A 13,751-nucleotide genomic window follows, 5' to 3' on the forward strand; every position below is an offset into this window, starting at 1 on the left:
TACAACGCCTCAGTCTTAATTCTCAAAAAGTGATTTTAACCAGCTACGCCCGTTATCTCGCAGAACTGCAATTCGCATCAAAATATCAGCTGCCGAGGTATTACCTTCGGCATAATGGCATGCAGCTCGAAACATACCTGCCTCAAGAGAGGTGGCGCTATCTTTCTCTACCTGCACATCGTCGAGGTAGTCCAGTAAGTCAGCTCCATCTATCTCAGGGGATTGGTCAGTGGTAAGAACCGTATTTTGATGCGCTGTTTTATTGTGACCGGTAAGAAAACTGGCGGGCCTTAGTCCTTTCAAAGAAGGATCCAACGGAACAGCTACTTTGTCCAAATTCGGAAAAAAACGATCACGGTCAAGAAGAGGTGCATCGAGGCTAGCTGCTACAAGCAGGTTTTTCGGCCGATGTTGGCTAGCAAGAACGCCAATCAAGCTCGGCAGCCAAACGTCCATTGGCGTCCGCTGCAAGCCATCAAGCCATACCAGGTAGAAGCGTTCACTATTTTTTATAGCTGCATTCCAGCTACGCGCAAATGCGGTTAAAGCCCCTCGTACCGGTTCCGTCCATAAATCATCTAAGCTTAGAATGGCCGGCCCAAGCGGTTGCCTTACAAACTCGCCCCCCGCAGCCGAGTTGGCGTATGCAGGGACCACAATCTCTGCTGCAGCTTGGGGCAGTATGGTGAGTGCGCCAGATCGCAATGCGATATCCAGTGCTGATAGGTCTTCAATGTTTAGACCAGTCCTTCTCGCATCAACCGACAGGCGTTCTGTGAATGTTTTGAAATCTATTGGCTGGCCCATAGTCAGCTGGTCGACACGCGCCCAAGGGGGAAGGGTCTGATTAACCGGCTGAATCAAGGCGCCTGATGACCCCAGCGACTCTTTCAAGCGTTCAACTAAACCTTGAGAACTCTCACAATCTGGCTCACGTATATCACCCAGCGCACCGTTCAACTCGGCAACTTCAGTAAAAAGCTGCCGCCTAAAAGTCGTTAACGTTTTTGAAACATCTTCGTATTCGTTAAGGGCCTCACCCAGCTTAGTTTTTTCTTTCTCTACCTCTTGTTCCACCGTGTCCCATTTGTCGTAGAGCTCGCTCAGATCATTCTCTATCTCAGCTCTCACAACGGGTTCAAGGTCGGAACGAAGCTCCACAACAGCACGTGCTCGAATAAGCTCGAGCTCATCCCGCACTGGCGCTAGTTCAGAAAGAGCCAGTGCAACTTCCTTTGCAGAATTGAGGTGATCTTGAGCGCGGGCAGAATAGCTCTCTAGCCACTCATTTAATGAATCCCACTCAGGTTGCTCTTGAGCTAAAGCAGATGCCCGATTCAAAACAGAAATAATTCGTTCACGTTCAGTCTTGGAAGGCCCCACTTCATCAACTTTCTTAAGGCGCTTAAGTACCGTGTCGAGCAGGTCCTGATCCATCTGCCAATGAATTTCTTCTTGAAACTCACCAACTGTGACTCCCGGGATTTCCAGAAACTGATCATCAAATTTATCACCTGAAAACACCTCAGGATTTAACTTAAAAAGCTTTATCGCACCGGAGGGTGCTACTAACCTACCGGACACAGGGTGTTCAGTTAGAGTGACAACAGCACACTGAGTGTCTGAAATAGCAGCAATAAGTTCAGAAGAACGGGGAGCCACTCTGACTACCCCTTTTTCAAGCAACGCCGCTCTTGCAGCCTCCATGCCTCTCTTTCTGAAATCAACCACTTGCCTTAGGGGCTTTGCCTGATCAACGATAAACTGATCTTTATTTTCATCAAGAGAAGTTCTGGGATTCAAGACGGCCGTAATAGCCACTGGCTGATTCAACTGTAACCACGACAAACTGACTGCAAAAACCTTCCCGAATGGCGGCAGGTCTGCGGAAAAATCTTCGGCTCGCCGCCACTTTCCTGCGACGGCCCTTGCTACACAGGTAATTCTTGTATAGGGATTGGGAAGATAATCTGAGTAACCGAGATAGAGTCCGTTAGCCATAAAAACCTGCACCTCCATGCTTATAAATTCTCAATCGTTCACCCCTTCGCCGCTGCATAGCAAGCGATGCGACAGCCTGCTTATGGTTCTGCAATCCTTTCAGGCATATAGCCCCGCCAAATATCGCCCTAAGAACATTTACTTGGCTGAGGCTAACACCATACAAATAATGTGACTGGCCGGATTCAACAAGTATTGGCCCTGTTTGCACGAAAGACGCTCGTCTTAACCATTGGGCCACTGGTAACGGAAGATGCCCTCCTGGCCTCCAGCTTCGGAGAATCGAATCAGACCACTCGAATTGCGGTTTTCGAGAAAGGCGAGAATATTCCAGGAACCCAATAACTCGCTGGTGAGTGACAAATTCGTGGTTAGTTCCTCTAACGCTATACACATCTCTATCATCATCGCGAATAAAGCGTGAAAGCGTCCAGGTGCCCGCTTTATGCGAACCACTCGGCATGAACTTTTTTAGCTCAGCATGCCAGAGTCCTGCACATTCGCGCCCTTGCGTTGTACGCTTCTCTTCCGGCCAACAAGCAGGAGCTGGTCGAAGTTTCGGAATTTTTGCCTGATAGATTTTGTAATGCAGTTTTTCGGCCACCTCAGGGATACGATCGCCAACAAGCCCGATAACAGGCACAGCCCAGGAGTTTTCGGCATTTATTTCAATTGCCACTGAGACTTCTTTTGCTTCAACGGTCAGCAGATCCAGTTCCTCGCTGCCCAAGGCCCCCTCGACCAGCCCAGTCTTGTCACCTGTCAGTACAATGTAAGGCCGCACCACTCTCCAAAAACGCCCTCGCCATTGCCGATTTAGATCCTGAGCAATCCAGCCAGCCTCCTCTAGCGAGCGCAAAATATCCCAAGGAGACACTGAGCCTGGCACTATTCGTTTGATGAGCTGAACTATCTCTCCCTCTGGCCGTGGCGATCCGAAACGTGCATATATAGCTTCTAAAACGTCTGCGAAACGATTCGGATACAGACCCGCGCTAAAGGGATATGCACCATCCGTAAGAAACGGCCCGCCATCAAAGCGCACCTCCACTGACTCCTCATGACGTTCAGACCTTGCTGCCCATCGGGTCGCTAGCGGAGCGTTACGTATTAGCTGAAACGATGTTTTAAAAATGGATGAGTCACTGGCTGAAGCATCAATTCGTCGTCGACCATCAGTTGGCGAAGAGTCTTCTATTATCGCCACGCCCCCCTCATATCTAAGGGCTACTTCCGGAATGATGGTGAGCTTTTTACAATCATGGAGTCGTATATAGGGCAACAAACCGGGCCTGTTAAGCCATTTCCCTCTACCAAGCGACACACCGCCTTCTAGTTGAGCACTAGATTGCGAAGCTTCCTTCTTAACTATCCCCTCCCCTCGGGTCAGCTCAAGCGCTTCCGCCAAGGTCATCGGTTCCGACACCTTCCAGCATTTCCCTGCCGTCAAGCTAGCGGGCATATAAGCAACGACATCGTCGAGACATGAAAGGATGATAGCTCTGCAGTCTTCTGGTGTCTTTTGGTCATCTTGAGCCCACAGACCACCGGGGACTTCATGGAGGATCAAAACTCCAGACTTAAGCAATTTCTCTACTTGAAGAGGTGCTTTCGAGTAATTCAAAAGCTCTTCAAAGCTGCCAGACCAATATGAGTTATCTAATTGAGATCTGCGGTTCCCTCGCGCCAACGAAGCTTCAATTTCATCACCGTTCCAACCAGTGAAAGCAAGGGATAGGCGCCACAGCAGAGACGCCCTTTCGGGTTCACTTTGCGACAGTTCTGCTAATACATTCTCAATTAGCCGCCAAAATGAGCTCTGTTCAAAGGAGTCGCTCTGCCGATAAAGCATCTCCAATTCGCGCAGATCATCCTGCATACGCTCCGGGAGCTGAGCGCTTTCGCTAGATAACTGTTGGAAAAGAGCATAGCGGTTTTCCAGAGCTCGTTCAGGTAACCGCTTCAACACGCTTTTTAGCTGGGAACGATCATTTCTTGACGGATACGCTAACCGAACGGCATACCCTATTTGGGTCATGTTTCCTGGATCAGGCAGAACAATCCGTCTAAATGGCTCCCCTTTTGAGATTTCGCTATCGATCCACCTTGCTAGTGAGCGCCAAAGAGAGTTGACGCCTTGGACCTGCTGCTCCTGGCCATTGTCGTCATCAAGCAGCACGCCTAAACGCTCACGAAAATTACCAGAGTCGCCGGCTTCAGTTGTTGTTGCGCTCACAACACAGGTTAAAACGAGGAAGTGGAAGCGGTGATACACATGAGAACCCACATATTTGGACACTTCCGTACCCAGAACTTTTCTTACAGTATCCCGAGAAAAAATCGCCATAAATGAGCTAAGAATCTCTTCGTCAGACAGATCCTCAAGGCCGGCCGCTGTGCGAAGTTCTGAAGGCGTAGCATCCAGCGAATCCAGAGGCGTGCTTCCACTCGGTCCATCCGTTCGCAAGTAGTGGTCTTGTAGGCACTCCGCCCACTCTTTGGCGGTGAGAATTGAATGCTTGGCAGTCATAACGTCACCTCGTAACCACCTAGCAATCCAGTCGAATGAAAGATGCGAGGCAAAGGATCCAATTCATGACCTGACACTAAAGCGCGCACACCTAGTGCATTCAGTATTTGCATGCTTGGCCCCTGAAAGCTTTGTGACGATTTTTATTGATTCGGGCAGGATACTAACCATGAGATCCGACATCCGATGTCGCTGTATACAAATTACAATTTTGTTATGAGTAAGATGATGCGTCAGATTGATGTGAAGAGAAAGGGACCAGCTGTAAAATCTTGTTATTTAACTGTTTTATTTTTCAATAAATGCACATACGGAGTAATGCATGCAAAGTGTTTTTGCTGCCCTTTTAGACAGGCCCTTCCCTGAGCCTAATGAATATCTAAAATATCCAGTGTGGCTGTAATCAGCTGAGCACAGAAGACTGTTCAAGTCATATTCTTTACCAATCACAATGCAATAAGAACCTCCCACCAGCTGTGACCCTGAGATGATGAGCGCTTGAAACTGATCTCCTGGGTACATTTCAACCATCTCATCTAAAAATGGAAAGTCGTTACTTTCTGCCGTTTCCTCATAAAAAGAAGACCAGATTGAGCTAAATTCGCCAGAAGCGAACATTGCCTGATCCGGCGATTCCTGATCGAGGATGGCAGCTATGATGGTCCCAACCGGAACCTGATCGTGTTCCCACTCGTCCACGTCAAAGTCAATGAAACGTCCAGTGATTGGGCAATTAATGCCTTTATGTTGATTATAATCTACTTTGACAATTTCCATAGCTAATCCTTACTAAGGGCTTTTACAATTAGTTTACGCAACGTAAATACTCACCAAGCATGCTCCGTATCGAGCTGGTCATAAATGGCTTATCTCGAATTCATTCTGTGCTGCCCAATTTATGGCCATTCTTTCTATACCTGAAACAACACTGTAATAACGCAACTGGTGCCAATAGCTTGTGTTTTTGGAACTTCTATCCGTTTTATGGTCCACCAGCCAACTTTCATTTTCTCCATCCACAATCAAGTCTATTACCCCACTACAAACTTGCCCCTGTTGGTTCACCCCCAGAGCAGGGACTTCGTTACGCCACTGCACCACACCATCCATGAGTTGATTCATGTGGGTTTTGAATGCCTCAAAATGCAGTATCAAAGCATCTTTTTGACCCTCATCCGCGAGATGGCAGGGGTGCATAGCCATGGCCTTGCTAATCAACCCGGGCTCCGTTAGATAAACCTGGTACAAACGATGCACCCAAGTGCCAAGTTCATTGGCTGGCACCCCACTGAACGCATCTAGATTAAGCCCTGGGCTGTATGCAGTGGTTTGCGTCTCAGGCAGCTGCGGTTCTTCCTCGTCTTTACTCAGTGAAGGACTAATGGTGTGCAGGAGCTTCGCTGGTTGCTCTTTCTGGGCAATCCGAAGCCCAGTCCGCTCTACTGTTTTCCCTGCCCCCTCATGCAGGTCGGCATCTGAGGAAATCACCGTCCTTTCTTCATACAACGTACTATCACCCTGCTCCGCCCTTGCACCTAACAACGGCTCAATATAAGTGAGCATGGAGCCATCGGCATAACCTTCCCAGCAAGGCAGGATAATCTGCTCGCGCGCCCTCGTTAAGGCTACGTAGTACAGGTTTTTGGCTGTCTCCGTTTCATCCTCTGCTAACAATTCCAAACAACGCTCTTTGGTTTCTTTATTGTTGAACTGGGGCAGTATCTGCACAAAGCTTTGCTCTAGCATGGTGTCGATGCCACCACTGGGATAGGCCATACTGATATTGGGGAAGCGAGGTTCGAACGCCTTTTCAGCATCCAGTACCATAACCACCGGCCACTCCAAGCCTTTGGAGGAGTGCCAGGTTTTCAGCACAACGGCGTTTTCTGCCTGCCGGTCTGCCCCTGGCTGGTCATCGATGCCGTCTTTGCTCTGGTTCAGCCAAACCTGGAAGGTTGCGACGTTCTTGCCCGCAATGCCCATGGCGTTAAGAGTTTCTGGCTGCAACGCCTCGAACTCTTCTGCCAAGCCGATCAGCTTGATCAGATTCGCGCGGTACTGTGGCCCTTGGGGTTTGCTACTCAAGCTCTCAAAAAGCTGAGCTTCTTCGATGATGGTTAACAGCTGTTTTTTAAACGGCTGAGTCCGTAGAAATTTACGCAGCGGTGTAAGTTGTTCGGTTAATTCGTTTTCAAATCTGAACTTTCCACGATAGCCGGTCAGCAGTGCCTGCAATCGATCGGTGTTTTGTCCTTTGATCAAGGGCGAGGTTAGTAAATCCAACCAGGCGTATTGGTCTCGGCTGTTGTTCAATCCTTGCAGGGCATTCAGAACCCACCGCACCGCAACGCAGTCTAGAAAACCCGGTTGCTGGATTTGAACCTCTATTCCTGCTCTGCGTAGCGCACCCGCAAACTTTCGAAGTCGATTGTGCCCTCTTGCCAATACGGCAATATCCGCACCGCGAATCGCTCGTTTGGTTTTGGTGTGCCGGTCGGTGATTTCCTTACCACTGCAAAGCAGATCTGCAATGTGATTAGCCAGCGCCGTATTACCCTCGCTTGTGAAGCCGAGCTTGGAGCTTCTGGAGCTGGCATCCCGGCTCCAGCTGTCTTTATTAAATCGTAGCGCGTGTACCGCAGGCAGGTCAGATTGATAACCGGCTTTGGGTGTCAATTTCTTATACTTAGCTGCGTAAAGCGTCTCGCCCATGTCGTTAATGAAGTCCATCAACTCCGACGTGCTACGCCAGTTGCTATCCAGTTCTTTGACCACGTCAGGCTGCTGCTCGCTGTCATCCAGTAATGTGGCAAACAAGCGGCTATCCGAGCCTTGAAAACCCATGATTGATTGCTTCAGGTCACCCACTATGAACGTGTGTTTGCTGCTGTTTTGAAAACGGCGCAGTAGAGCGAACTGCAGTGGGTTAGTGTCCTGGAATTCGTCGATTATCAGGCAGTCGTATCCGCTGGCAATTTCATCCAGCCATGTCGGGTTGCTGGCCAGCATATCGTTGGCGAGGTGCACCATGTCGCTATAATCCACCAGGCCCGCCTGTTCCTTTGTCTGCTGATACTCTGTCAAAACTTCCAGTGCGCCCTCTATCAGGCACTCCATGTGTTGCAAAGCATCGTTCAATGGGCCTGGATGCACGCTGAGCTTTTCGGCAGCATTCCAAATAGCATCCGCCAAGTCTGCGCGGGGGTGTTTCTCGTGAATTTTTTTGAGCTTATCGGTGTATTGAAGATTTGCCCACAGCTTCCAATCGCGTTTTAGTTGCTCTTGAGTAGCGGCATAGATATCTACTACGAACTCTCTTGTTTGCTCGTTGTTGCCCCACTCACCCTTTTGTTCCAGCTCCGTCTGATCTGGATATTCGGCTTTAACGGCCTCTATTGCACGCCACAAGTCGTCGGTTAGTGCGACCCCGTCACTCTGAACGTGACCATATACCTTGGTAACAACCGCTTTCGCCTGGCTGAGCAGTGCTTGCCGCTCCCCAGGAGACGTAGCAAAGCCTTTACCAAGGGAACGGAGTTTGCCGATAACGCTTAAAATGGTGCTAGTAAGCTGATCGACACCCTCTTGGTACTCATCCCCAGCGTAACCACCGGTATACCCAAAATGCTGCAAATCTTCGAGCAGGGGCTGGATGGACTTGGCTTTATCTAGGGCCTCCCTTAGTAGGAAATCTTGTTCCTGTTCGGTTAGCTGTCTAGGTGTAGGGGAATTGCCAGCTTCGTAAGCGAAGGTTTTCAGAATCTCAAAGCCAAAAGCGTGAATCGTCGAGATGGTCGATTTTCGCAGCAACCGTGCGTCATTCATCAGCCCTTCTTTTAAAAGGGCCAAACGAATCCTCGTGCTCATTTCGCTGGCTGCATCGGTGGTGAAGGTTACTGCAAGTATTCGGTCGGCTTTCACTCGGCCCTGCTTCACCCACTCAGCAAGCGTGTTCTGAATAGTGTAGGTTTTTCCGGCACCCGCACCGGCTTTAATCAATGTGAGTTTTTGCGGGGGGAGAATCGCTGAATGACTCATACCGCCTCCTCCTCGCCGTCTCGGGTGAAGCGCGTCACCACAGGGTCATCCGTCAGGGCGTACGCTTTTATACCGCGCTTATCCCAGGTTTTATCATCTGAGGTCTGATTGAGTTTAATCGTGCCACTTTCTAGCTCACTAAGTCTTTGCTCTACCAGCTCAACAGCATTGGCAGACTGCTCATCTAAAGAGAGGCTCGGCTGAACAACACTCAATCGATCGCTGGCGCTTAATGGTCGATCGGCAAGCAAAGTGGTGTCATTCAGGGTGTAATACCCACTCATGACTTGGCTGCCAGCATTCTTCTGCTGATACAACTCGCGATAAATAAGGGTTTGCAGGTCGTAGCCCGCTTCAAGCTGTTTCAACCGCTGCTTATGTTTTGACGTTTTGTAGTCTACGATCAGCGTTTGACTGCCCTTAGTGAGCACGGCATCTACAAACCCTCTCAGGGGTGTTCCCCATAGCTCGCCTTGCAGTTCTAGTTCGGTGTCCGAAATACCCCATTTCTCCTGTTCGCACCAGCCGCAAAAACTATCCAAGGCGTTGTAAACTTTGTTTCTGAGTTGTGTCCGCTTAAGCCGCCAATGAGGTGAATCCAAAAAGGACGCCTCTTGCTCAATTGACTCGCTGAATAGCTCATCGAACAGAGCCTCATTCCAGGGTTCTCCTTGCTTGGCCGAGAACAACTCAAACACCTTGTGAGCGACCGTCCCCTGCACAGAGATCTTGGGTGTTTGTGGCTCCCACACTCTGGGCTTGATGCCCAATCGGTACAGCAGCCATGCCAACGGTGATTGCATTAGCTTCTCAAGGCTGCTGGGGGATTCCGGCTTGATGGTGCCATCCTGCTGGTGCCTGACAGCGTGTAAAAGTGCCTGGTCAAGCTGAAGATCTTCCAGCTTCGGTATGTCCTGCTCATCCAGCTTAGAGGAGATGGTTCGTAGCAATGGGTGACTAGACTGCATGACGGGTCGTTCTAGCTGTTCAGGGTCGAGTTCTGCCAAAGGCTGAAAACAAAGAGCCATATCTAGCAGCGTTTCACTTGGCTCCAGATTTTTGCCTTGATAGTCATTTATCGCCCGAATGAATGTTATGCGACTATCGACTCTGCCAAGTAGCTCCGTAAACTCTTTCTGCCATTGCTGCAGACTCGCTTCTGCTACTGGAATGGCGAGACCAACCTCGCTTGCCAGCTGGTCCCAAGCATCTCGGTGGATCGGACCGGTATGCTCAGGCTGGTAACTGTAATGGCCTTGATTGAAACCAATGACGAACAACTCATCCACCTGAAAGGGCAGTGGTTCGCCTTCTTGGATTATATTGATCCCATGTAGGTAACGAGCCCTGTCATCCTGTGATTCTAGGGTCGCCACTGGTGTTTGGCGGACAACACGCTTGAGCTGTTCTTCGAAGGAAAGGTTCTCGTAGAGTGCTAAGAGCCGATGGGTGTTCTCTACTAACTTTTTTAGCCGCTGCTTGCCTAGCCCCTTTATTCGTGTAGCTCCGCACTGCTCGGCGGCGGCGCTCAACCAAGTCATAATCGCAGCCGGCGTCTGTTCTGGTAGCCCCCGCAAGAGTCCAAGCATGGTTTGCCCTTCGGCGCTTAACTCTACTCCTGGGTCGAGCTGCCGCCCTTCTCCCAACTGTTCCGCCAGCTTATGGCCAATACTGGCGCTCCAGGGCATTAGCGGGTTGATCAGGACACTCATCATAGCCATGGGAATGTCTGGCTGAGCAACCCTGGTCAAAAGGTCGTGAATCAATGCAGCTTGCCAGTCAAAAACAACAGAATCAGAGCGCAGGTTACTGGCAATAATGCCTGCATGCTCAAAGTGTTTTACCAGCCAAGCCTCGTAGGCTCCACCTCGGGGTACAGTGATTGCGATGCACTCTGGGGCTGTGCCGTTTTCTAAGGTGCTTTGAATCAAAGAAGTTACCGCTTCTACTTCTTGAACCTGATCACGGCAAGTTAACCAGTACAGGTTATCGCGGGAAATGATGTCAACTGCGGGGCAAAAAAGAGTCTGGGCAAATTGCTGGACCGGTGCACTCTCGCTTGCTGGAGTCGGCTGTTGAATGAAGCTGTACTTTTCTGGCTCCGGTGCTAACCAGCCCTTTTCCGCTAGGATATCCAGAACCTGTTGTTGCCAGGGATATAGGCACTCGATGTTTAGCGGTTGATAGACGTACAGCGGCTCAATACACAACCCTTCGTGCTCTATCACCCACTGTTCCGCCAACTCATCTTGCGCTGGGCGCTCCCCAATGTTCTTCAGCAGACACACTAGGTCATTGTAATAGCGCTCGTGCCGGTTAGCCGGCTCCAAGATTTTTGCTGACTGAATACCAAGAGGCAAATAGTTGAGCAAAAACCGCAGGCTGGCCTTTAACTCCGCAACGGTTGCTGGCTCATCTACCTGAATGCTTTGAGCCCAAAAAGCACTCTGCATGGCTAGCGCCTGCTCTTGGAGCGCAACATCCCAGTCCAACTCCGATGGTTCAATAAGCCATAGCTCGGCCAACGCTTCGAGTAATACAGAAAAGCTGCCGACCCTCGCCCCCATGGTGTTGTGCTGGGCGAGTGCATAGCGAACTTCGCTGGCAGTTAATGCATCCGTGACGAGGATGAAGTCCATTTCGGTTCCTTTTATTGTGGTTCTAGCTTCTACTTTTCAGGTTGGGCGTGTCATTCCATCAACCCATACAAAGCATTGTGAACGTAAACTGACTTCGCCATCGAAACGATACGCACAAAGCTTTCCACCGCGATTGCCCCCTGCCACGCTGTAATCCAAACAAGCAATGCGGTCACTCAGAGGGGCCGGCTCGCCTTTAAGCCAGTAATGCCCAACAAACACCGGCTTTTCACCGTCATAACCAGGAAGGATGTCTGCCTCAACAGGGTCATGAGGGATTTTGTCGATCTCAGATCCCGGAACCATGGCAAGATCGCGGTAAGTCAACTTTTCGGTTTGCCACCATCTGGTTCGCACGTCAGTACGTTTATTATTTTCTTTATCGAGAAAATAGTGCCCGGGTGGCAAGGGAATTTCGAGGCCCTTGAGCAGTGTTTCAATCGTGTCGTACGCTAGGCTTCCTTCTCGGCTGCTGGCTTCCCATGCTTCTGGTAACAGCCGGTTCTGATCATCCGTAAACTGGCCAATGGACTTCAAATACTTTGGGTGCCAGCAGGCGTGCACCACTCTTAGGTCGGGCAATTCGAGATATACTGGTAGAGTTTTGAACCATTCGACCATGCTTTTGTGTTGATCGCTTCCCTCGCCTACTTGATCCAGAAATGCTTGGTGCTGATCCTGATTTTTGGCGGTGTGGGGGCGTAGATATTCATCGGGATTTTCGGGATCTGGCGTAGCCCAGCAAACGGCGTTGAACTCATGATTTCCCATTACGGCTAGGGCGTTACCGCTTTCGACCATGTTCCGAGCAATTAGAACGGTTTCGACCTGTTCTGGCCCGCGGTCTACGAAGTCGCCGAGAAAGATAACTTTGCGCTCAGGGTGTTGCCATACGCCGCCGGTTTCCTGGTAGCCCATTTTGGTCAACAGGGCTTTCAGTTCGCTGGCGTAGCCGTGAATATCACCAATCAGGTCGTACATCGATACTGCATCCTTCTTCGATTACTGTTCGGCTTCGCGAGAGGCAGATAAAATTACATCCAACGCTTTGCTTCCAGTGACTAGGTTGGGGACTGGCCCTTCGCGCTTACCTATCACCTCACCATTGCGAGCTAACAGATAGGCTGCGTCTTTTTTATAATAAAACCAATACTGCTCGATCTTCCCCCAAATTCCAAGGTCTGCGCCGGTTTCGTAGGCATGTTCACGAACCATACCCTGCGCACGGCCCAGTTGTTTGTCTAGGGTCAATCGCCAGAAGCCTTCTGCAAAGTGCAAATACCGTTGATGCTCGCAGGCTGCCAGTGCAAACAGCGGCTGGCTTTTACGTTTGAAGCCGGTATCTACCCAGAGGTATGGCTTGAAGGCCGCTTTCTCTTCCGCCAGCTGTTTCTTCACTCGGGTTATGCGCTGGTCTGTCAGCTTCATCTCCATTCCTGTAACCGTGCATAAAGCCCGCAGGAAGCCTTCACTGCTGTATTTGAAGTCGAAACCGCCATCGTTTAAACCGAACTCATCACTGTCCAACACGTTTTGGAGGCGTTCGAGGTTGGCGGAGGTTGCCCGGAGATAACCCATACCCTTTAGGATATCTTCAGGGTGCATGGCGGCTACGCGGATCACCAAATCGGTTTTGAAGTTATCGATCATCACACCTCCTTGAACAATTTCCTGCGGTAGAAGTAGAGCACGCCGCCATCTTCGGCCAGTTGATAGGGGAACCTTTGCGCTAGGTGGCGCGCTACTCTGCGGTATATCTTCCGACGTTTCTCTGTCTCTGCAGAAAAGCTGAACATAGGTGGGCGAGTCTCGCCGATCCAGTGGACTATCCTCCGGAGTGCGGTGCGTAGTACCGTTGTTGGATATCGGGTGGTACCTATATCTGCTGTTACACGAGGTATGTAATACCAGTCAAAGGGATCATATTCCGGCTGGTAGGTTGGCGATGCGCCGCCAGTGATGGCCAAGTAGATGGAGTTGCCAGTGCTGACCGTTAACTCGTAGATTAATCCATCCACCTTGAATGTGTAGATCATTACCATTCCTCCCTGAGTAGCTTGAACGCAAGGGTCAACCTACTTACATCGAAGTGTGCGCCGTCAAAAAACCATTTCGAGATTTCTTCAACCAGGGCTTGGTCGAGACTCAATCCCTCCGCTAGCCTTTCCGTCACCGCTTCGGCAACGTAGTCATACTCATCGAAGCAATCGTTTTCTCGGCAGCAGGTGTTCATGGGGTCGGCATCGAATAGTGCCTTGGAAACTTGCTGTGCGGTTAAGCGTGCGCTCATAAGACCCTCCTGATTGATATGATCATTATGCAGGCGAACTACGACAGATCATGTCGCTTTCGCACCGATAATGGGCATCTCGATCTTTTTGGGCTTAATATTCTCTAGAACCCCCTCCCCTAAAAACCGAGATCGAGTTTCAGACGACGGGCCCGACGGTATATTGGCTGTCGCCAGGTTAATACCAGTCATAGCATTTCGAGCTGGCCCAAGCCTGCGCTGTTTCGCAAGCTGCCAGGACATTAGCAGCCTG

Annotated in this window: 9 protein-coding genes; all 9 read right to left on the bottom strand. The window is 50.2% G+C overall.

The genetic code is table 11. The features are described 5' to 3' along the window. Positions 1-15: 15 nt before the first annotated feature. Positions 16-2,001 carry a hypothetical protein gene (locus tag CPA50_RS08295; RefSeq protein ID WP_143750727.1) on the bottom strand — a complete coding sequence of 662 codons (1,986 nt, stop codon included), beginning with the start codon at positions 1,999-2,001 and terminating at the stop codon, positions 16-18. After that, on the bottom strand, positions 1,994-4,531 hold the full coding sequence (locus CPA50_RS08300; protein ID WP_096781929.1) for a hypothetical protein: 2,538 nt from the start codon (positions 4,529-4,531) through the stop codon (positions 1,994-1,996). The genes CPA50_RS08295 and CPA50_RS08300 overlap by 8 nt, the downstream gene beginning before the upstream one ends. Positions 4,532-4,819: 288 nt before the next feature. Then, positions 4,820-5,308, bottom strand: a complete 489-nt coding sequence (locus CPA50_RS08305) for a hypothetical protein (protein WP_096781930.1) — start codon at positions 5,306-5,308, stop codon at positions 4,820-4,822. A gap of 78 nt (positions 5,309-5,386) precedes the next feature. Then, positions 5,387-8,569, bottom strand: a complete 3,183-nt coding sequence (locus CPA50_RS08310; protein ID WP_096781931.1) for a UvrD-helicase domain-containing protein — start codon at positions 8,567-8,569, stop codon at positions 5,387-5,389. Further along, positions 8,566-11,208 carry a PD-(D/E)XK nuclease family protein gene (locus CPA50_RS08315; RefSeq protein WP_096781932.1) on the bottom strand — a complete coding sequence of 881 codons (2,643 nt, stop codon included), beginning with the start codon at positions 11,206-11,208 and terminating at the stop codon, positions 8,566-8,568. Before CPA50_RS08315 ends, CPA50_RS08310 begins: the two co-directional genes overlap by 4 nt. 36 nt (positions 11,209-11,244) lie before the next feature. Then, a complete protein-coding gene (locus tag CPA50_RS08320) occupies positions 11,245-12,189 on the bottom strand; it encodes a metallophosphoesterase (RefSeq protein WP_096781933.1) in 945 nt (314 codons plus the stop codon). Positions 12,190-12,210: 21 nt separating this feature from the next. Then, the gene (locus CPA50_RS08325; RefSeq protein ID WP_096781934.1) at positions 12,211-12,858 is read right to left on the bottom strand and encodes a hypothetical protein; all 648 of its coding nucleotides are present in this window, start codon (positions 12,856-12,858) and stop codon (positions 12,211-12,213) included. Then, entirely contained in the window at positions 12,858-13,244 is a 387-nt protein-coding gene (locus CPA50_RS08330; protein WP_096781935.1) for a hypothetical protein, read from the bottom strand. The genes CPA50_RS08325 and CPA50_RS08330 overlap by 1 nt, the downstream gene beginning before the upstream one ends. After that, entirely contained in the window at positions 13,244-13,498 is a 255-nt protein-coding gene (locus tag CPA50_RS08335) for a hypothetical protein (RefSeq protein ID WP_096781936.1), read from the bottom strand. Before CPA50_RS08335 ends, CPA50_RS08330 begins: the two co-directional genes overlap by 1 nt. Positions 13,499-13,751 lie beyond the last annotated feature (253 nt).

It is taken from the genome of Marinobacter sp. ANT_B65 (assembly GCF_002407605.1).
GTDB lineage: Bacteria > Pseudomonadota > Gammaproteobacteria > Pseudomonadales > Oleiphilaceae > Marinobacter.